Origin of the sequence: uncultured Microbacterium sp. (genome assembly GCF_963521645.1) — a bacterium.
Lineage (GTDB): Bacteria > Actinomycetota > Actinomycetes > Actinomycetales > Microbacteriaceae > Microbacterium.
On record NZ_CAUQVQ010000021.1, the window covers coordinates 21,267 to 39,885 of the forward strand.

Genomic DNA, 18,619 nt, shown 5'->3' on the forward strand with positions numbered 1-18,619 from the left:
CGACACCGTGCTCAAGAAGCGGAGGGTGTGGGATTCGAACCCACGAGACATCTCTGCCCACTGGTTTTCAAGACCAGCTCCATCGGCCGCTCGGACAACCCTCCCGACAGACGGATCTGCCGACAAGCCGTGAGTCTAGCCGAGTTCTATTCTCCCGCGCTGACCTGGGCGGCTGCTGGAAGCGTGTCGAGCGCGATCGCCAGGCCGCCCGCATCCACATCGGCGGTCACCTCGCCCGCCGCGGCCTTGACCTCGTCAGGGGCCTGCCCCATCGCCACGGCGCGTCCGTCGAGTCCGAGCGCCCACCCGAACATCCCGATGTCGTTGCGTCCGTCGCCGGCCACGAGCACGCGGCCGTGCTCGAAGCCGAGTTCGGTGCGCACGCGCTCGAGCGCCGTCCCCTTGTCGACTCCCTGCGGGGCGATGTCGAGCCAGGCGGTCCAGCCGATCGCGTAGGAGACCTCGTTGAGACCCGCATCCGCGACGAGGCGGTGGAAGTCGTCCTCGTCGTGCCCGGGCGACACGACCACGATGCGCGACACCGGCTCGGCGGAGAGCTCGTCGAAGTCGACCTGACGGCCGCCGTCGAGGGTCCAGTCGTCCAGGTGCTGGGTGTACAGGCGCTTGCCGTCACCGAGTTCGACCATGTACCTGGCGTCCGGCAGCCGATCGCGCAGCAGCGCGAGCACGGGTGCGGGATCGAACGTCTCGATGTGCCACCGCTCCCACTCGTCGCCGACGCGCCGCATGGTGACGGCGCCGTTCGAGCACACCACGAACTCGGCAGTCAGTTCGAGCTGCTCGACGTACCGTCGCGTCGCCATCCAGCTGCGACCCGTCGCGATCGTCACCTCGTGTCCCGCATCGCGCAGTCTCGCGACGGCCTCGGGCACGCCGGGGCTCATGGTCTCGTCCTGCAGAAGGATCGTGCCGTCGACATCGAGGCCGACGAGCCAGGCATCCGTCATGCCGCAGGCTCCAGCACCTCGAGGCCGCCGAGATACGGGCGCAGCACCTCGGGCACGCGCACCGATCCGTCGGCCTGCTGATGCGTCTCGAGCAGGGCGACGATCCAGCGGGTGGTGGCGAGCGTGCCGTTCAGGGTCGCCACGGGCTGCGTCTTCGCCGCCTGACCGTCCTGCGTCTCGGGACGGTGACGGATGTCGAGTCGACGCGCCTGGTAGGTCGTGCAGTTCGACGTCGACGTCAGTTCGCGGAACGCGCCCTGCGTGGGCACCCAGGCCTCGATGTCGTACTTGCGCGCAGCGCTCGATCCGAGGTCGCCCGCGGCGACGTCGATCACTCGATACGCGAGACCGAGCGAGGTCAGCATCTCCTCCTGCAGCGCGACGAGGCGCAGGTGCTCCGCCTCGGCATCCTGGGGGTCGGTGTAGACGAACATCTCGAGCTTGTTGAACTGATGCACCCGGATGATGCCCCGGGTGTCCTTGCCGTGGGACCCGGCCTCGCGGCGGTAGCAGGTCGACCAGCCGGCGTAGCGCAGGGCGCCGGAGCCGAGGTCGAGGATCTCGTCCTTGTGGTACCCGGCGAGCGCGACCTCGCTGGTGCCCACGAGGTACAGGTCGTCGCCCTTGTCGAGATGGTAGACCTCGTCCGCGTGCTCGCCGAGGAAGCCGGTCCCCTGCATGATCTCCGGCCGCACCAGGGTCGGCGTGATGAGCGGGACGAATCCGTTCTGCAGCGCCTTGTCGAGTGCGAGGTTCATGAGCGCGATCTCGAGGCGCGCTCCGACGCCGCGCAGGAAGTAGAAGCGCGCTCCCGACACCTTGGCGCCGCGCTCCATGTCGATCGCGCCGAGGATCTCGCCGAGCTCGAGGTGATCGCGGGGTTCGAAATCGAACGCAGGCACCTCCCCCACGCGGCGCAGCTCGACGAAGTCGGCCTCCCCGCCGGCGGGAACACCGTCGACGACGACGTTCTCGATGCGAGCGAGAGCGGCCGCCAGGTTCTCCGCTGCGTCATTGGCCGCCTGCTGCGCCTGCTTCACGCGCTCGGCGAGGTCCTTCACCTGGGCGACGAGAGCGGCCTTCTCCTCCTTGGGAGCCTTCGCGACCTGCTTGCCGAACGCGTTCTGCTCAGCCCTGAGCTCCTCGAACGCGGCGAGCGCGGACCGGCGCGATCGGTCGGCCTCGAGTGCGATGTCGACGGTGCCCTGGTCGTTGCCACGGGCGGCCTGAGAGCGGCGGACGATCTCCGGATTGTCGCGGAGGAGTGCGAGGTCGATCATCCATTAAGTCTATGGTGCGCGTCGGGCGCGTCAGGCTCGGGGCTAGAGTAGCGCCATGATCCCGAGCGCCCCCGTCCGACGGCAGGCGGCCCTCATCTACAACCCGATCAAGGTCGACGAGAAGCACCTGCGCGCACGCGTCCGGTCGCTGTCGGACGACGCGGGGTGGGAGCGCCCCGCGTTCTACCCGACCACGATCGACGACGCCGGCCAGGGCCTCACCGCTCTGGCACTCGCGCGAGGCGTGTCCGTGGTGCTCGTCGCGGGCGGTGACGGCACCGTGCGGGCCGTGTCCGAGGCCATCGCCGGCAGCGGCGTGCCGCTCGCGATCCTGCCGAGCGGAACGGGCAACCTGCTGGCACGCAACGTCGGGCTCCCTCTCGGCGATCCCGACGAGATGATCCGCGCGGCGCTGGGAGATTTCCGACATCCGATCGACATCGGCTGGGCGCGTCTCACCCGCGAGAACGGGGAGAGCCAGGAGCACGCATACGTGGTGCTGGCCGGGATGGGCCTCGACGCCGACATGATCGCCAACACCCGGCCCGACCTCAAGAAGTCGATGGGCTGGATCGCCTACGTCGACGGCGCGGCGCGGTCGCTCGTCACCGCCGAGCCCTTCCGCGCGGTCTTCCAGGTCGACGACGGCCGGCTGCACACCACCAAAGTGCACAGCATCCTGTTCGCGAACTGCGGCACGCTGCCCGCCGGGATCGCGCTCATCCCGGATGCATCGATCGCCGACGGGACCCTCGATGTGGCGGTCATCCAGCCGGCCGGGGTTCTCGGCTGGCTGGGCGTGTGGCGCAAGATCTGGTGGGACAACTCCGTGCTGCGTCGCTCTCGCGCCGGACGCCGGGTCCTCGAGCGACGAGGGAGGGACGCCTCGGTGCACTACTTCCGCGGATTGGTGGCCGAGGCTGCGGCACAGCGGGCGATCCCGATCGAGCTCGACGGCGACGAGTTCGGTCTCGCCGTGCGCGTCACGTGCCGGGTGGACCCCGGTGCGCTGCTGCTCGCCCTACCCGCCGGACACCCGGTGTCCGCGCTCTGAGCGGCGGGACATCACAGCGCTCAGCCGCGCACCTGCACCGTTCCGTCGAGGCCGCCGCCCACGAGGGTCAACGTGAAGTCGTCGTCCTCGACCTGATCGTCGCCGAACGCGATGATCGTCGCGCGCGGCGCCATGTCCATCGTGCACGCCTTGTCGTCGTCCGTGACGAAGGTCGCGGTTCCCGTCGCCCCCTCGGCGGTGAGCTCCTCCACGACGGGCGGGCATCCCGACGAGCCCCAGGTGAGCAGCACGAGAGAGCCGTCGTCGAACCAGGCCGCAGACGGCATGTACTCGGTGGTCGATCCGGGCGTTCCCGTGAACGCGGGGTCGCCGTCGACGTCGATCTCGTCCGAGGCGTCCGCGTACGTGACCTGCAGCGTCACCTCCTGCGTCGGATCCACTCCCTCAGGCAGGGCGCCCACGCTCGCACGCGGAGCCATGTCGGCGGTGCACGCCGCGTCGGCGTCGGTGTCGACCAGCTCGACCGACACGGTCTGGCCGTTCGCCAACACCGTGTCGACCTGAGGAACACAGGTCGACGATCCCCACGTCACGACCGCGAACATACGGCCGTCGTCGAGGATCGCCGCCTCCATGTCGTCACGGTCATCCGCCCCTGTGCCGGCCGAGTCCGACGGTACGGGCGTGGAGCTCGGAGCCGAGGATCCGGGCCCCGCTGTGCACCCGGCGAGGAACAGCACGGCGACGACGGACAGTGCGGCGGCTGACACGGCAGCGGCGGCACGCGTGGGGATGGCCATGCCCACAGATTATCGCTCCGGCCGCGCCGCTCACAGCCCGTCAGTGCCAGGTGCCCGCTACTGCAGCGCCGAGGTGAGACGGGCGAGATTGTCGAGAACGGTCGACCGCAGCGGCTGCTGCGTCCACTCTTCGAGCGTGAGTTCGCGACTCAGCGAGCGGTAGCGGTCTTCGACCTCGCGCATCTCGGCGACGAACTCCTCGCCGCGCACGAGCATCGACACCTCGAGATTGAGACCGAACGACCTCATGTCCATGTTGCTCGAGCCGATCACCGCGACCTGGTCGTCGATCGTCAGGCTCTTCGTGTGCAGGATGTAGGGCTTCCGGTACATCCAGATGCGCACGCCCGCCTTGAGCAGCACCTCGTAGTAGCTGCGTTGGGCGTGATAGACCATCGCCTGATCGCCCTCTTCCGAGACGAAGAGCTCGACCTCGACTCCGCGGTCGACGGCGGCGGTCACCGCCAGCAGCAGCGCCTCGTCGGGAACGAAGTACGGGCTCACGATCATGATCCGCTCCTTGGCCGCGTACAGCAGCCCCAAGAAGAGACGCAGGTTGTTCTCGACCTCGAAGCCGGGACCCGAAGGGACCACCTGGCAGTCGAGGTCGCCCGAGCCGGTCTCTGCGTGCGAGATGTCGATCTCCTGGAGGACCTCGTCGGTCTCGCTGTACCAGTCGCTGAGGAAGATCGCGTTCACGCTCAGCACCACGGGGCCATCGATGCGCACCATGAGGTCGACCCAGTGCAGGCCCCGCTTGATGTTCTTCTTCAGGTTGTAGGTGGAGTCGGTGACGTTCTGCGACCCGAGGAACGCGACCTTGCCGTCGACCACGAGGAGCTTGCGGTGGTTGCGCAGATCCGGTCGCTGCATCCGCCCCTTGAGCGGCTGCACCGGCAGCATCAGGTGCCAGCGGGCGCCCATCGCGTTCAGCCGCTCGATGGTCGCGCGATAACGCGGTTTCCAGCGGTTCGCCCAGTGATCGAGCAGCACGCGCACGTGCACGCCGCGCGCCGCGACCTCCTCCATCGCACGGAAGAAGTTGTCGGTCGAGGCGTCGGACTGCAGGATGTAGAACTCGATGTGGACGTAGTCCTGCGCCTTGCGGATCTCCTCGGCCATCGCGTCGAGCGACTCCTGGTACTCGGCGATCAGATGGGCGCCGTTGTCTCCTGAGATCGGGAGGGCGCCGAGGCGGTGGTTCATCTCGACCAGCGGCGGAAACCAGCTCGGCGCGTCGGGGCGCAGCGTGCCGAAGTGCAGATGCTCGCTCGTCTCGGCGATGTACTCGTTGATCTGATCCTGCTTGCGTCGCCGCGCCCGCGGCAGGCGCGGATTTCCGATCAGCAGGAAGAGGAAGACACCCACGAACGGGATGAAGAAGACGGCCAGCAGCCACGCCATCGCGGCAGTCGGGCGCCGATTGCGAGGGATCACGATGATCGCGGTGATGCGGATCGCCAGGTCGAGCAGGAGGATGAACCCGGCGATCCAGGGTGCCCAGCTCTCGGGTGTCATCCCTCGTCCTCCCGACGGATCGGCACTTCGACGGGACGCGCCTCAGTGGGCACCGGTACCGGTGCATTGGCTACACAGTAGCGGATGGCACGGACGCCGCTCAGGCGCGAGGCGGCAGGCCGCGGGCTGCCCGCTCTTCGGCTTCGATCCGCGCGTGCACCTTGCGCTCCGTGCGATCGAACCGAAGGATGCCCCGGATCACGAAGAAGAACACGACGCTCACGCCGATGGTCGGAAGGATCGACCATGCTGCCGCGACCCAGAAGTTCTCCATGGTCCCATGGTACGCGACGCCGAGTGGACGCGACCCACTGCTCCTGCACATCCCCCGGACTCCCCCGCTGCTCCGTGCGAGCCTGTGAGGCCCACCGACGGGCGGGCCTCTCCGGCCACACTCTCCGGATGACCACAGTGCTCCGAGCCTCCGGCTCCTCCGAATTCCTCCGCCTCGTCCCCTCGCTGGCCGGCTTCACCCCGCGGCGGAGCCTCGTGCTCCTCCCCTTCCGTGGCAGCAGGAGCCATGGGGCGATGCGTCTCGATCTGCCGACCGACGACGTCTCGCTCGAGCACTACGCCGACTCGGCCGTCGGCCTGGTCGCGCGCGTGCCGCACACGGATGCCGTCGCCGTCGTCGTCTACACCGACGTCGAGGCGTACTCCACGCGCGACGGCCTGGTGCTGCCCTACACGGTCGAGGTCGACGAGGTGCTCGGCTGCGCCGCCGACAGCGGGCTGCGCATCGTCGACGCGCTCTGCGTGACGCCCTCGGGCTGGTCGAGCTATCTCGATGACGAGCCCGTGCTGCGGCCCCTCGAGCAGGAGGCACCGAGCGTCATCGACGTCGGCGACGTCTCGGGCGATCAGCTCGCGGGCACGGATCTGCCGTCGGCCGACCTCGCCGAGAAGGAGCGCGTCGGCCGTGCCCTGCGCGACCTCGACGAGCTGCTCGCCCACGAGCGCGACGGAGGCATCACGGGGCGGGAGAACCCGCAGGCGATCGCGGCCCTCGCTCTGCTCGACGACCTCCCCGCCTTCTTCGAGTCGGTCCTCACCGACCCGGCCGGGCTGCCCCCCTTCGCTCACGCGGCGCTGCTCTGGTGTCTGGATCGCCCGATCTTCCGCGATGTCGCGCTCACACAGTGGGCGACCGACCACCTCGGCGGGGTGCGTACACTCGAGGCGCAGCTCGCGTTCTCGAGCGGGCGCACCGCGGTGCCCGATGATCTGGGGGAGGTGTTCCTCGGCAGAGGCCCGGCTCCCGACACGGCGCGACTCAGACGAGCGCTCGACGCCGTGCGCCTGGCCGCCGCTCGCGCGCCGCGCCCCTCTCGCCCGGCCCCTCTCACGGTCGCCGCGTGGATCTCTTGGGCGCTGGGGCGGGCGAGTCACGCCGGGCACTATCTCGACCTCGCCCGCGCGATCGAACCGGAGTACGGTCTCGCCTCGCTGCTCGACACGATGATCGGCGCCGCCGTGCTGCCGGAGTGGGTGTTCCGACGGGGTGCGGGGCCGACCGTGTGACCGGCGCGCGGCTCGCGCCCGGCGCGGCCTCGGCCCTACTTGACGAGGGGGAACAGGATGGTCTCGCGGATGCCGAGACCGGTGATCGCCATGAGCAGGCGGTCGATCCCCATGCCCATGCCTCCGGACGGCGGCATGCCGTGCTCGAGAGCCCGCAGGAACTCCTCGTCGACGGGCATCGCCTCGACGTCGCCGCGAGCCGCGAGCTTCGCCTGCTCGACGAAGCGCTCGCGCTGGATCACGGGATCGACGAGTTCGGAGTAGCCCGTCGCCAGCTCGAATCCGCGGATGTAGAGATCCCACTTCTCGACGACGCCCGCGATCGAGCGGTGCTCGCGCACGAGGGGCGAGGTGTCGACGGGGAAGTCCATGACGAACGTCGGACGCACGAGGTCGCCCTTGACGAAGTGCTCCCACAGCTCCTCGACGAGCTTGCCGTGCGTGGCCTGCGGCGGCAGATCGACGCCGCTCGCCTCGGCGAAGGCGATGAGGTCCTCCACCGAGTCCTGCGGCGTGATCGTGCGGCCCGACGCGGCCGAGAGCGACTCGTACATCGAGATGCGGTCCCACTCGCCGCCGAGGTCGTACTCGGTGCCGTCGGCCCAGGTCACCGTCGTCGAGCCGGCGACCGCGATGGCGGCCTGCTGCACCAGCTCCTGCGTGAGTGCGGCCATCTGGTCGTAGTCGCCGTACGCCTGATAGGCCTCGAGCATCGCGAACTCGGGGCTGTGCGTCGAATCGGCGCCCTCGTTGCGGAAGTTGCGGTTGATCTCGTAGACCCGCTCGATACCGCCGACGACGGCGCGCTTCAGGTACAGCTCCGGCGCGATGCGCAGGTAGAGCTCGGTGTCGAACGCGTTCGAGTGCGTGACGAAAGGTCGAGCCGATGCGCCGCCGTGCTGCACCTGCAGCATGGGAGTCTCGACCTCGAGGTAGCCGTGGCTGCCGAAGGTCGCGCGCAGACTGGCGTTCACGGCGGCCCTCGCGCGGACCGTGGTGCGCGCCTGCTCGCGCACGATCAGATCGAGGTAGCGGCTGCGGACCCGGCCCTCCTCACTCAGCTCGGAGTAGGCGTTGGGAAGCGGCAGGATCGCCTTCGAGGCGATCGCCCACCCGTCGGCCATGATCGACAGCTCGCCCCGGCGGCTCGAGATCACCTCTCCGTGCACGAAGACGTGATCACCCAGATCGACGTACTCCTTCCAGCCGGCGAGCGACTCCTCGCCGACGTTCGCGAGCGAGACCATCGCCTGGATCCGGGACCCGTCTCCCGCCTGCAGCGTGGCGAAGCAGAGCTTGCCGGTGTTGCGGCTGAACACCACGCGTCCCGCGACACCCACGACCACGCCGGTCTCGGCGCCGGCTTCGAGATCGCCGTACTCCGCGCGCAGATCTGGGATCGAGTGCGTCACGGGCACTCCGACGGGGAACGCTCCTCCGCCCGCGTCCGCGCGCTTCGCGATCAGCCGCTCACGCTTGGCGAGACGCACGGCCTTCTGCTCGTGGACGTCTTCTTCGATGGCGGCGGTGGCCGGCTCGGGCGCGACAGACGCGTCAGTCATTCGGGGCTCCTTGAAAGTCGCGTCCAGTTTACCGAGGTCTGCTCACTCGCCCTGCGACGAGGTCTGGGTAGCCTCGAACCATGGCAGCCTTCCGACTCGCCCCTGGCCTCGCAGCCGTCGTCCTGTCCACCGCGACGCTGCTCGTCCCCGCGTCCGCGGCGAGCGCCGACGTCGCGGCCCCCCTCGTCGGCGTGAAGAGCACGATCGCGACCAGCACCGACACGGCCCTCCGCGCCGACGTGGATGACTTCTCGTACGCCGCATGGGACGCCCGCTACGAGGTGGGCCTCGATGCCGACGGGCGGGCGCGCCTGCACGTCACCGAGTCCGTGACCGCTCGGTTCCCGGACGTCGATCAGAACAAGGGCATCGTCCGGGGGCTCCCGACCACGTATGAGGACGCCTGGCTCGAGACCCGCGTGCTCTCGGTGACAGACGAGAACGGCGGCACCGTGCCGTTCGAGACCGATGAGGACGACGGTCTCCTCTACGTTCTGACCGGCGATGACGACTACGTGCAGGGCCTTGAGACATATGTGATCGAGTACGAGATGCGCGACGTGATCCTCCCGGCCGACACGGGCGTCGACGAGTTCTACTGGGACCTCCTCCCCCTCGACAGCACGCAGCCGATCGAGAGCTTCCGCGCCGACATCGCTCTCGATGAGACGCTCGCCGACCACCTCACCGGTGACGCGCGCTGCTACATCGGCGTCTCCGGGTCGACCGACGAATGCGCGCTCTCGAACGACGGGTCGACGTTCTCGGTCGAGGCGAGCGACCTCTCGGCGGGCGAGGGCGTGACGGTCGCCATCGGTCTCGATCAGGGCACGGCGACGCAGCCGTCGGCCCGGCTGCCGAACCCCGTCACCGACACGGTGCCCGCCGTCGCCGCAGTCGGAGCGCTCGGCATCTCGGTCGCGGGATGGTTCGCCGTCTCGGCGTTCACGCGGTCGCGCCGACGGTCGACCGGAGTCATCGTCGCGCAGTACGACGTGTCCGACGACCTGCCTCCGCTGCTCGCGGCACCCTCGTGCCGAAGGCGGACGACGCCGTCCCCGCAGAGATCGTCCACCTCGCCGTGCGCGGCGCTCTGCGCATCGAAGAGGGCTCGGAGGGCATGCAGCCGCGACTCCGACGCATCCACGGCACGCGAGGCGCCGACTCGCTCGACGCCGAGGCCCTCGACGCGCTCTTCGCCGATGCGGACTCCGAGGGCGTCGCCGAGCTGCCCGCGACGAGCGAGTCCTTCGCCGCACGCATGAAGGCCCTCGCTCAGAGCGGCACGGATGCCGCGGCATCCCGAGGCCTGACCACCACGGCCCGCAGCCGCACGGCGATGCTGCTGCAATGGTTCGCCATCGCCGTGGCGCTGATCGGATTCGGGCTGGGCCTGTGGGGCATCATCAGCGGTCGGGTGACCGCGCTGCCGGGGTTCATCGCGATCTGCTTCGGCGCGTTCCTCGTGCTTCTCTCGTCGCTCTACTCGTTCGCACGGCACACGGTGCTCACGCCCGAGGGCGCGCGTCAGCACGAGTACCTGATGGGCGTGAAGGAGTTCATCCGTGTCGCGGAGGCCGATCGACTGCAGATGCTGCAGTCGTACTCGGGTGCCGAGCGTCGGCAGGACGGCAGCGCGAACGTGATCGTCGTCTACGAACGACTGCTGCCCTACGCCATGCTCTTCGGCATGGAAGACGAGTGGGGCACGGTTCTCGAACGCGCCTACGCCCACGAGCAGCACGGCGCCTCGTGGATCGGCGACCCTTCGACGCCGTTCCTGCGCGCGCAGCTGGCCGCGTTCGCCGTGTCGTCGCACGCGGCGGCGACGTACTCGGCTCCGAGCGCGAGCAGCTCATCGAGCGCGGGCGGATCCTTCGGTGGCGGCTTCTCGGGCGGAGGCGGCGGGGGCGGCTTCTCCGGCGGGCGCTGACATCGGCCGACGCCCGGGGATCAGAGCAGCGGCTCCTGGGGCGACGCGTCGCGGAGAGCACTCTCGACGGCCGACTGCACGAGCGCCGAGAGGTAACCGCCCGGGTTCTCCACGCCGATCTCACTCAGCCGCGCCGTGGACTGCGCGATGATCGAGCGAGAGAACTCGGTGACCGTGTGTATCGCATCCGCGTAGTCCGCGCGGTCGCCCTCCGCGATCACGACCGGCTCGCATCCCATCTCGACCGCGAGCGCCTGCGCAATCGGCAGCACAGCGGCGGGCGCCGTGACAGCCGCATAGCCGGCCCGCAGCTGACGAAGATCGATCGAGGTCCCGGTGAACGTGATCGCCGGATGCACGGCGAGGGGAATCGCCCCGCGCTCGGCAGCAGGCCGGAGCACCTCGATGCCATGACCGGGGTCGGTGTGCAGCACAAGCTGCCCGATCTGCCAGCCGCCGACCTCGGCGATGCCGGCCACCAGCGACGGCAGCTCGTCATGAGGCACCGCCAACACGACGAGTTCGCTGCGGCGCACGACCTCGAGCGCGTCCAGCACGGGTACATCGGGGAGCACGGCCGATGCACGATCGTCGTCCGAGCCTCCGGTGATCCCGGTGACCGCATGGCCTGCGCCGGCCAGCGCCGCGCCGATTACAGGGCCGACGCGGCCGGCACCGATGATCCCGACCCCGAGACGTCCGTCCCGGCGCATCGGCTCACTCATCGCGCGGCGGCGGCGGAACGACGGGAGGAGCCGCGGGCGGTGCGGGAGGAACGGGCGGCGGCCCCTGCGGAGCCGCCGGTGGAGTCTGCGGAGCCGGCGATCCGGAGGGGTCCGAGCCAGCAGGCTCCGCCGCCGGCGTGGTCGGCTCCGGGTACGCGTATGCGGGTCCCGAGGGTACAGGCGGCAAGGGCTCGGCCGAGGTCGGCGAGGCCAGCACACCCCCGTCGGCGTGCTCGCCCCATCGGTGGCTGTGGTCTCGTTCCGCGGCGGCTGCCGCGGCTTCGGTGACCCCGTTGATCAGGAAGAGCGCGTCGTCGCGTTCGAGGCCCGAGAGGTTTCCTGTGATGAGCCCCTGCACGGAGTGCACTTGCGCGCCCGACACGCGCTGCGCGCGATCGATCGGTCCCTGCGACAGCGACACGCCCTGCAGCCGGGCGAGCGGGAAGATCGCCAGCTTGCGCCACATCACGCCCCGGCGCAACAGAAGACCCATGTCAGTGAGGACGTATCCGTGGCGCTTCCACGAGAGCGGCCGACGCCACCAGGCGCGCGGCGCCATCACGCGATAGGGGTCGCCCTCGACGGGACCCAGGATGCCGTGCTCCCAGACGAGGGGCATCTCTGCCGACTGCGCGTCGGGCAGGATCAGCGACAGCACCCGTTCGACGTCGGCGCGCTTGCCGACCGGGAGCACGACGTTGAACTGCTGCGCCGAGCCCGACGACTGCTGCGCGACGCTCTTGCCGCTCATGCGGTTGATCCTGATCGTCCACCAGCCGAACGGACGCCACAGCAGCGACTGCGTGACTTCGACGGCGAAAATGCGCCCCGGCGGCAGAGTCTCGGTCACGGTGGTCAGCAGGCCGTAGGTGATGCGCACCCCGTCGGGCGTCGGGGCGATCGAGTACCTCAGCGACTTCGAGATCTGCGCCCACGTGATACCCACGACCGCGATGATCATGGGTATCCCGATGCCGAGCGTGATGCCGAGGCCGAGGAACCCGTCGATCGGCTCGCCGTCGACCAGAGACCCGATCACGATGCCGCCGATGGCGACGGCGAAGATCGCGGCGAAGAACACGAACCACAGCACGCTGGAGATCAGCTGCGACCCCACCAGGCGGCCGGTCGGGATCTTGACGACGCTCTCGGGCTCGACGTCGGCCAGGTCGACCCCGCCGATGAGGCCGTTGACGCCCTCGTTCATCGATCCGACGAGCTGCTCGCGCGCTGACGCCTGCGAACCCGATGCACCCGCCGCTCCGGCTGTCGGCGCCGTGGCCGCGCCCGAGCGCGCAGCGCGCGCACCGGATGCGAGGCGCAGGATGTCGGAGCGCACCGACTCGGCACGGCCCGTGGCGAGGTACTCGAGATCGACGTTGGAGTCGGTGCCGGCGCCCACGACCTCGAGCTTCGCGAGACCGATGATGCGGGCGGGGAACGGCCGAGTGAGGTTCACGCCCTGCACGCGGTCGAGCGGGGCGCGTCGGTGCGACCGGAACACCATGCCCTTGCGCACCTCGACGTGATCGCCGGTGATGCGGAACTGGTGGAAGCGCCACAGGAACCAGAAGACCCCGATCAGCACCAGCACGAGCGCGAGCACGCTGACCAGGGCGATCAGGATCAGGTTGTTCTCGAGCACCCATTCGACGGGGTCTCCCCCGGAGTAGTCGCCGTAATGCGCCTCGGGCGAGAACAGGTCGACCGCCCACGCGATGAGGCGATCGCGCATGTTGGCCACCACGATTCCCGCGATGATGATCAGCGCCAGCCCACCCTTGAAGAGCGGCGTCAGCGGGTGCATCCGGTGCCACTCGCCGTCGGCGAGCGTAGTCGGACCCTCCGTGTCGGCCGCCGTGCGGGCAGTCGGGGGCGGCGGCAGCTGCGGCTCGCTCACAGCCCGGTCCGACGGGTCTCGGCGACCTCGATGAGCGTGTCTCGCAGCGCCTCGGACGCCGCCTGCGTCAGGCCTGGGATCTGCACGCCGGTGGTCGCCGCGGCGGTGACCATCTTCAGCTGGCTGACGCCGAAGGCGCGGTCGAGCGGCCCCTGAGTGATGTCGACGAGCTGCATGCGTCCGTACGGGACGGCGATCATGCGCTGCCAGAGGATCCCCTTGCGGAAGACGATGTCGTCGGAGCGGAGCATGTAGCCGATCGCCTTCGCCTGACGGGGCAGGATGATCAGCGTGATCAGCGTGATCAGCACGATCACCCCGGCCGGTATCCAGGCCCAGGTCTGTTCCAGAGCGAGGGCGAGCACGGCGGCGATCGCGGCGACGATGACGATGAAGATCACGTTCTGCAGGATCTGAGACGCCACGTAGCGCGGCGAGATCTGGTGCCAGACGCCGTCGAGCTCGAGCCTGGCAGCGCTGCGGGTCGTACGCAGCTGCGGGTAGGTGCCCCGGTCGAGGGCTCCGGGATCAGTGACCTCCGCCGAATTCAGCGGGGCCGGGGTCTCCGGCTCGATCTGTGGGTTCTGAGTCATCAGGATCCTTCGGCAGGGTGCAGAACTGTTCGGCGACGAGCGCGGCGGCTGCCAGCACGATCGCGCTCGCGATCAGCGCCAGCATCGCCACAGTCGACCCTACCGGGGGATTGATCGGGCGTGACAGGAGGAACACCAGGAGCCCCGCGCCGAAACCCGCCATGATCGCGCCGAGCAGACTCGATGCGCGCGCGAGGGTCACCGCGCGCGTGGCGCGGAAGGGATCGATGCGTCGTCCGCTGCGCACGCTGGTGCGCACCGGCCACGCGACCCCGAGCGAGGCGGCCGCGATGAGCAGGAGCAGCACCGGGAGCAGCAACGAAGGTGTGAACGTGGTGCGCCCCATCACCGTGAGGAGATGGTCGAGCAGGAAGCCCGCTCCGGCAGCGAGCAGGGCGAGCACGGCGAGCACAGCGACGGAGGTGCGCCTCATCCCGTCACCCCTCGCCATCGGTCTGCGCGGCCCGCAGCGCGGCGACGAGCGCGTCGACACGACCGCGACCGGGCAGCACGGCGTCGGGGTCGAGCGCGAGCCACGGCTCGAGCACGAACAGGCGCTCCGCCGCGCGCGGATGCGGCAGCAGCAGCCGTTCGTCATCCGAGGTCTCGTCGCCGTACGCGATCAGGTCGAGATCGAGCGTGCGGTCGCCCCAGCGCACGTGCCGCTCACGCCCGTACTCGTCTTCGATCGCGTGCAGCATCCCCAGGAGGATCGACGGCGCGAGGCGCGTGCGCACGAGAGCTGCGGCGTTCACATAGCCGGGGGCATCGGGGTCGGGGCCGTCGAGGCGCACGGCGACCGTCTCGATCAGGGGCGACAGCCGCACATCGCTCACGAGGGGCAGGCGAGCGATGCGCTCAGCCGCCGCACGGATCGTCTGCTCACGATCGCCGAGGTTGGCGCCGAACGCGACGACCGCGACCGACTCGGGTCGGCCTTCTCGGGGCGCCGGTCCCGCCAGCGGGTTCGTCAGGTTGCGACTCATCGCGAGAACCCCGCGGCGGCATTCGGCTGCGTGCGGTGCACCGTGACGGCGACGTCCGCGAAGGTCAGGGCGATCGGAGCATGCGGCTTGTGGACCGTGACCGTGACCGCGTGCACGCGGGTGTCCGAGAGCGCGACATCGGCGATGCGCTCGGCCAGCGTCTCGATGAGGTTCACCGGTTCACCGGCGACCACCGCAGCCACCTTCTCGGCCAGCTCGCCGTAGTGCACGGTGTCGGCCACATCGTCGGACGCCGCAGCCTCGCGAAGGGGCATCCGCAGCGTCAGATCGATCGTGAAGTCCTGGCCGTCTTCGCGCTCGTGGTCGTAGACGCCGTGTCGGCCGAACACCGTGAGTCCGGTCAGAGCGATCTCGTCGAGGAAATCCATGCGTCAACCATCCCACGCGTGGGTGATCGCGAGAGCATCCCGCGTCGCGGCCACGTCATGCACCCGCACCGCCCAGACACCCGCCCGCGCCGCCAACGCGCTGGTCACGGCCGTGGCGAGGTCGCGGCGGATCTCGGATGCCTCCTGCTCGGGCGCCGCATGCCGCAGGGCCTCGGCGAGGAAGCGCTTGCGAGACGTGCCGATCAGCACGCGCGGTCCCAGAGCGACGATCTCGTCGAGCCCGCGCAGCAGCTCCCAGTTCTGGGATCCCGCCTTCGCGAATCCGACTCCGGGATCGACGATCAGGCGAGACGGCGCGATGCCCGCCGCGGCCGCATCCCCCATGCGCTCCTTCAGCTCTGCCGCGACCTCGCGGGCGACCCGCTGATAGTCCGCCTTCGCATACATGTCGTCGGAGAAACCGCGCCAATGCCCGATCGCGTAGTCGGCGCCGGTCTGCGCGACCGCCGCCAGCATCTCGGGATCCGCCAGCCCGCCCGAGACGTCGTTGACGATGCGCGCGCCGGCCCGCACGGCGGCTGCGGCGGTCGAGGCGTTGAGGGTGTCGATGCTGACCGGAGCGCCCGCGGCGACGAGTCGCTCGATCACGGGCAGCACGCGCTCCTGCTCGATCGCGGGACCGACGCGGTCGGCTCCCGGACGTGTCGACTCTCCCCCGATGTCGAGAACCGTGGCGCCGTCAGCGCGCAGACTCAGGCCGTGGGCCACCGCCCGATCGACATCGAGGTAGAGCCCTCCGTCGCTGAAGGAGTCGGGCGTGACGTTGACGATGCCCCAGATGCCGGTCATCCGTGCGATGCCCCCGCGCCGATCAACGCGATGAGCTCGGCGCGTGACACCGGGTCGGTGTACTCACCCCGTGCGGCGATCGTCAGCGTCGAGGCCTCCGGCTGACGCGCACCCCGCATGGTCACGCATCCGTGGCTCGCGTCGAGCACGACCAGCACGCCGCGGGTGTCGAGGTTCTCGGCGATCGTGTCGGCGATCTGCTCACCCAGCCGCTCCTGCACCTGGGGCCGGGCGGCGAGGGTCTCGACCACGCGCACGAGCGCGCCGAGTCCGACGACCTGCTCCCCCGGCAGGTACGCGATGTGCGCGCGACCCGCGAACGGCAGGAGGTGATGCTCGCACACCGACCGGAAGCGGATGTCCCTCAGCAGCACGGCACCCGAGGGCAATGTGTCGGGGGCGGGCCCCCGCGTCACGCTGATCGTGTGCGCGAGCGGTGCTGCGGGGTCGTGCCCCACGCCGGCGAAGAACTCGGAGTAGAGCTCGGCCATGCGTGACGGCGTCTGCCTCAGCCCCGGGCGATCCGGATCCTCACCGATCGCCTCGAGCAGCTCTCGTGTGATCCGCTCGACGCGTGCGCGGTCGACGGACACGGGTCAGGCCGTCGCGGGTCGCGCCTGACCGGCACCGGCCGATCCCGGCTGCGTGCGCGGAGCGGTGGCGGGCGCCTCGACGGAAGCGGCGACGGGCACCACCTTCTTCGGCACCTCGATCGGCGGCTGCTCGGAGACCGGGCGGCTCTCGCTCGAGAGCCAGAGCGGACGCTCCGGGAGCTTCTTGATCTCGGTGAAGATCTCGGCGATCTGGTTGTGGTCGAGCGTCTCCTCCTCGAGCAGCGCGAGCGCGAGCCTGTCGAGGATGTCGCGGTTCGCGCTGATGACCTCGTACGCCTCGTTGTGGGCCTGCTCGATGAGTGCGCGCACCTCGGCGTCGACCCGCTCGGCGACCTTCTCCGAGTACTCGCGTCCGCGACCCATGTCGCGCGCGACGAACACGTCGCCGCCTTCGCTGCCGAGCTTGACGGGTCCGACCTCGGTCGTCATTCCGTACTCGATGACCATCTTGCGGGCGATCGAGGTCGCCTTCTCGATGTCGTTCGACGCACCCGTGGTCGGGTCGTGGAAGATGATCTCCTCGGCCACGCGGCCACCCATCGCGTAGGTGAGCTGATCCTGCAGCTCGTTGCGCGTCACGGAGTACTTGTCGTCGAGCGGCAGCACCATGGTGTAGCCGAGCGCCTTGCCTCGCGGCAGGATCGTGATCTTGGTCACCGGGTCGGTGTAGTTCATCGCCGCGGCCGCGAGCGCGTGACCGCCCTCGTGATAGGCGGTGATGAGCTTCTCGCGATCCTTCATGACGCGCGTCCGGCGCTGCGGACCGGCGATCACGCGGTCGATGGCCTCGTCGAGCGCACGGTTGTCGACCAGCTGAGCGTTCGAACGGGCGGTCAGCAGCGCGGCCTCGTTGAGCACGTTCGCGAGATCGGCTCCCGTGAAGCCGGGAGTCTTGCGCGCGACGACCTCGAGGTCGACGCTCTTGGCCAGCGGCTTGCCCTTGCTGTGCACTTCGAGGATCTTCTGACGACCCTTGAGGTCGGGCGCGTCCACACCGATCTGACGGTCGAAACGTCCGGGACGCAGCAGCGCCGGGTCGAGGATGTCGGGACGGTTCGTCGCCGCGATCACGATGACGTTGGCGTTCGGGTCGAAGCCGTCCATCTCGACGAGCATCTGGTTCAGCGTCTGCTCACGCTCGTCGTTGCCGCCGCCCATGCCCGCACCGCGGTGGCGGCCGACGGCATCGATCTCGTCGATGAAGATGATGGCGGGAGAGTTCTCCTTGGCCTGGTTGAACAGGTCGCGCACGCGGGATGCTCCGACACCGACGAACATCTCGACGAAGTCCGAACCCGAGATCGAGTAGAACGGGGCTCCTGCCTCGCCGGCGACGGCACGGGCCAGCAGCGTCTTTCCGGTTCCCGGAGGGCCGTACAGCAGCACACCCTTCGGGATGCGGGCGCCGATGGCCTGGAACTTGGCGGGGTCCTGCAGGAACTCCTTGATCTCGTGGAGCTCCTCGATCGCCTCGTCGGCGCCGGCGACGTCGGCGAAGGTGACGGTCGGCGTCTCTTTGTTGACGAGTTTGGCCTTGGACTTGCCGAACTGCATGACCTTGCCGCCTCCGCCCTGCATCGACGACAGCAGCCACCAGAAGAGCAGGCCGAGGAGCACGAGCGGGAGAAGGAGGGAGAGGATGCCGTCGAACCAGGTCGCACGGGGCACGGCGTCGTTGAAGCCGTCCTTGGGCTCGGCTGCGTTGATCGCCGTGACGACCTCGTCTGCGCGAGCCTCGACGTAGTAGAACTGCACGTTCTCGGAGCCCTCGAACGCCTTCGACAGCGTCATGTCGACACGCTGGTCGCCGTCGGTCGTGACGACCTCGGTGACCGTGTCGCCGGAGAGCAGCTCGAGGCCCTGCTGCGTGGTGATCTGCTTCGGCGCGCCGAGGTTGGAGATCAGCAGGAATCCGCCGAACAGCAGCAGACCGATGAGGGCGACGTAGATCAGCGGGTTCCGCGTGAGCTTCTTGACATCCATGGTCGGATCAGCGTATCGCGCG

General features: G+C 69.5%; 18 protein-coding genes, 1 tRNA gene and 1 pseudogene. 4 read left to right on the top strand and 16 right to left on the bottom strand.

The window, feature by feature from the left end:
- Positions 1-19: 19 nt before the first annotated feature.
- The 3 genes from RWO82_RS07140 to serS form a co-directional block, all read right to left on the bottom strand.
- Positions 20-104 (bottom strand) — tRNA-Ser (locus RWO82_RS07140).
- Between the two features lie 42 nt (positions 105-146).
- Positions 147-968, bottom strand: a complete 822-nt coding sequence (locus RWO82_RS07145; RefSeq protein WP_314425142.1) for an HAD family hydrolase — start codon at positions 966-968, stop codon at positions 147-149.
- Positions 965-2,248, bottom strand: a complete 1,284-nt coding sequence (gene serS / locus RWO82_RS07150; RefSeq protein WP_314425144.1) for a serine--tRNA ligase — start codon at positions 2,246-2,248, stop codon at positions 965-967. Before serS ends, RWO82_RS07145 begins: the two co-directional genes overlap by 4 nt.
- A 55-nt stretch (positions 2,249-2,303) precedes the next feature.
- Here serS and RWO82_RS07155 point away from each other — a divergent pair, with 55 nt between their 5' ends.
- The gene (locus RWO82_RS07155) at positions 2,304-3,302 is read left to right on the top strand and encodes a diacylglycerol kinase family protein (protein ID WP_314425146.1); all 999 of its coding nucleotides are present in this window, start codon (positions 2,304-2,306) and stop codon (positions 3,300-3,302) included.
- Between the two features lie 20 nt (positions 3,303-3,322).
- On the opposite strand, the gene RWO82_RS07160 is transcribed toward RWO82_RS07155, so the two are convergent.
- The 3 genes from RWO82_RS07160 to RWO82_RS07170 form a co-directional block, all read right to left on the bottom strand.
- Positions 3,323-4,063, bottom strand: a complete 741-nt coding sequence (locus RWO82_RS07160) for a hypothetical protein (protein ID WP_314425148.1) — start codon at positions 4,061-4,063, stop codon at positions 3,323-3,325.
- A 57-nt stretch (positions 4,064-4,120) separates the two neighbouring features.
- Complete coding sequence (gene cls / locus RWO82_RS07165; RefSeq protein ID WP_314425150.1) at positions 4,121-5,581, bottom strand: cardiolipin synthase; 1,461 nt, start codon at positions 5,579-5,581, stop codon at positions 4,121-4,123.
- Positions 5,582-5,681: 100 nt separating this feature from the next.
- Complete coding sequence (locus RWO82_RS07170; protein WP_314425152.1) at positions 5,682-5,855, bottom strand: hypothetical protein; 174 nt, start codon at positions 5,853-5,855, stop codon at positions 5,682-5,684.
- Positions 5,856-5,983: 128 nt separating this feature from the next.
- Here RWO82_RS07170 and RWO82_RS07175 point away from each other — a divergent pair, with 128 nt between their 5' ends.
- Positions 5,984-7,102, top strand: coding sequence for a DUF4192 family protein (locus RWO82_RS07175; RefSeq protein WP_314425155.1), 1,119 nt, complete (start codon positions 5,984-5,986; stop codon positions 7,100-7,102).
- Between the two features lie 35 nt (positions 7,103-7,137).
- Here RWO82_RS07175 and lysS read toward each other — a convergent pair whose 3' ends face one another.
- Positions 7,138-8,664: a lysine--tRNA ligase gene (lysS, locus tag RWO82_RS07180; RefSeq protein WP_314425157.1), complete on the bottom strand. Its 1,527-nt coding sequence runs from the start codon at positions 8,662-8,664 to the stop codon at positions 7,138-7,140.
- Between the two features lie 80 nt (positions 8,665-8,744).
- Between lysS and RWO82_RS15550 the strand changes: the two are divergent.
- Both RWO82_RS15550 and RWO82_RS15555 read left to right on the top strand, forming a co-directional pair.
- Positions 8,745-9,419 (top strand): annotated as a pseudogene (locus RWO82_RS15550) (DUF2207 domain-containing protein); the annotation flags it as partial.
- A 170-nt stretch (positions 9,420-9,589) separates the two neighbouring features.
- On the top strand, positions 9,590-10,597 hold the full coding sequence (locus RWO82_RS15555; RefSeq protein WP_399540730.1) for a DUF2207 family protein: 1,008 nt from the start codon (positions 9,590-9,592) through the stop codon (positions 10,595-10,597).
- Between the two features lie 20 nt (positions 10,598-10,617).
- Here the strand turns inward: RWO82_RS15555 and RWO82_RS07190 are convergent, their stop codons facing one another.
- The 9 genes from RWO82_RS07190 to ftsH are packed head-to-tail and all read right to left on the bottom strand — an operon-like array spanning position 10,618 to position 18,597.
- Positions 10,618-11,310 carry a DUF2520 domain-containing protein gene (locus RWO82_RS07190; protein WP_314425159.1) on the bottom strand — a complete coding sequence of 231 codons (693 nt, stop codon included), beginning with the start codon at positions 11,308-11,310 and terminating at the stop codon, positions 10,618-10,620.
- Positions 11,311-11,314: 4 nt separating this feature from the next.
- Complete coding sequence (locus RWO82_RS07195) at positions 11,315-13,222, bottom strand: PH domain-containing protein (protein WP_314425161.1); 1,908 nt, start codon at positions 13,220-13,222, stop codon at positions 11,315-11,317.
- A complete protein-coding gene (locus tag RWO82_RS07200; protein ID WP_314425162.1) occupies positions 13,219-13,815 on the bottom strand; it encodes a PH domain-containing protein in 597 nt (198 codons plus the stop codon). Before RWO82_RS07200 ends, RWO82_RS07195 begins: the two co-directional genes overlap by 4 nt.
- A complete protein-coding gene (locus tag RWO82_RS07205) occupies positions 13,751-14,248 on the bottom strand; it encodes a DUF3180 domain-containing protein (protein WP_314425163.1) in 498 nt (165 codons plus the stop codon). Before RWO82_RS07205 ends, RWO82_RS07200 begins: the two co-directional genes overlap by 65 nt.
- 4 nt (positions 14,249-14,252) lie before the next feature.
- The gene (gene folK / locus RWO82_RS07210; protein ID WP_314425164.1) at positions 14,253-14,801 is read right to left on the bottom strand and encodes a 2-amino-4-hydroxy-6-hydroxymethyldihydropteridine diphosphokinase; all 549 of its coding nucleotides are present in this window, start codon (positions 14,799-14,801) and stop codon (positions 14,253-14,255) included.
- Positions 14,798-15,190: a dihydroneopterin aldolase gene (gene folB / locus RWO82_RS07215; protein ID WP_314425165.1), complete on the bottom strand. Its 393-nt coding sequence runs from the start codon at positions 15,188-15,190 to the stop codon at positions 14,798-14,800. Before folB ends, folK begins: the two co-directional genes overlap by 4 nt.
- A gap of 3 nt (positions 15,191-15,193) precedes the next feature.
- On the bottom strand, positions 15,194-16,000 hold the full coding sequence (gene folP, locus RWO82_RS07220) for a dihydropteroate synthase (RefSeq protein ID WP_314425166.1): 807 nt from the start codon (positions 15,998-16,000) through the stop codon (positions 15,194-15,196).
- Complete coding sequence (gene folE, locus RWO82_RS07225; protein ID WP_314425167.1) at positions 15,997-16,593, bottom strand: GTP cyclohydrolase I; 597 nt, start codon at positions 16,591-16,593, stop codon at positions 15,997-15,999. Before folE ends, folP begins: the two co-directional genes overlap by 4 nt.
- Positions 16,594-16,596: 3 nt before the next feature.
- Positions 16,597-18,597 (bottom strand): ATP-dependent zinc metalloprotease FtsH, encoded by a 2,001-nt coding sequence (gene ftsH / locus RWO82_RS07230; RefSeq protein ID WP_314425168.1) that lies wholly within the window; start codon positions 18,595-18,597, stop codon positions 16,597-16,599.
- Between the last annotated feature and the right edge of the window lie 22 nt (positions 18,598-18,619).

Excerpts from the sequence above, each read along its gene's own strand:
- RWO82_RS07160 (WP_314425148.1), bottom strand. The coding sequence starts at position 4,063 with ATGGCCATCCCCACGCGTGCCGCCGCTGCCGTGTCAGCCGCCGCACTG.
- folB (WP_314425165.1), bottom strand. The coding sequence starts at position 15,190 with ATGGATTTCCTCGACGAGATCGCTCTGACCGGACTCACGGTGTTCGGC.
- serS (WP_314425144.1), bottom strand. The coding sequence starts at position 2,248 with ATGATCGACCTCGCACTCCTCCGCGACAATCCGGAGATCGTCCGCCGC.
- ftsH (WP_314425168.1), bottom strand. The coding sequence starts at position 18,597 with ATGGATGTCAAGAAGCTCACGCGGAACCCGCTGATCTACGTCGCCCTC.
- RWO82_RS15555 (WP_399540730.1), top strand. The coding sequence starts at position 9,590 with ATGGTTCGCCGTCTCGGCGTTCACGCGGTCGCGCCGACGGTCGACCGG.
- folP (WP_314425166.1), bottom strand. The coding sequence starts at position 16,000 with ATGACCGGCATCTGGGGCATCGTCAACGTCACGCCCGACTCCTTCAGC.
- RWO82_RS07190 (WP_314425159.1), bottom strand. The coding sequence starts at position 11,310 with ATGCGCCGGGACGGACGTCTCGGGGTCGGGATCATCGGTGCCGGCCGC.
- RWO82_RS07155 (WP_314425146.1), top strand. The coding sequence starts at position 2,304 with ATGATCCCGAGCGCCCCCGTCCGACGGCAGGCGGCCCTCATCTACAAC.
- RWO82_RS07145 (WP_314425142.1), bottom strand. The coding sequence starts at position 968 with ATGACGGATGCCTGGCTCGTCGGCCTCGATGTCGACGGCACGATCCTT.
- RWO82_RS07170 (WP_314425152.1), bottom strand. The coding sequence starts at position 5,855 with ATGGAGAACTTCTGGGTCGCGGCAGCATGGTCGATCCTTCCGACCATC.
- lysS (WP_314425157.1), bottom strand. The coding sequence starts at position 8,664 with ATGACTGACGCGTCTGTCGCGCCCGAGCCGGCCACCGCCGCCATCGAA.
- RWO82_RS07200 (WP_314425162.1), bottom strand. The coding sequence starts at position 13,815 with ATGACTCAGAACCCACAGATCGAGCCGGAGACCCCGGCCCCGCTGAAT.
- cls (WP_314425150.1), bottom strand. The coding sequence starts at position 5,581 with ATGACACCCGAGAGCTGGGCACCCTGGATCGCCGGGTTCATCCTCCTG.
- RWO82_RS07205 (WP_314425163.1), bottom strand. The coding sequence starts at position 14,248 with ATGAGGCGCACCTCCGTCGCTGTGCTCGCCGTGCTCGCCCTGCTCGCT.
- RWO82_RS07175 (WP_314425155.1), top strand. The coding sequence starts at position 5,984 with ATGACCACAGTGCTCCGAGCCTCCGGCTCCTCCGAATTCCTCCGCCTC.
- folK (WP_314425164.1), bottom strand. The coding sequence starts at position 14,801 with ATGAGTCGCAACCTGACGAACCCGCTGGCGGGACCGGCGCCCCGAGAA.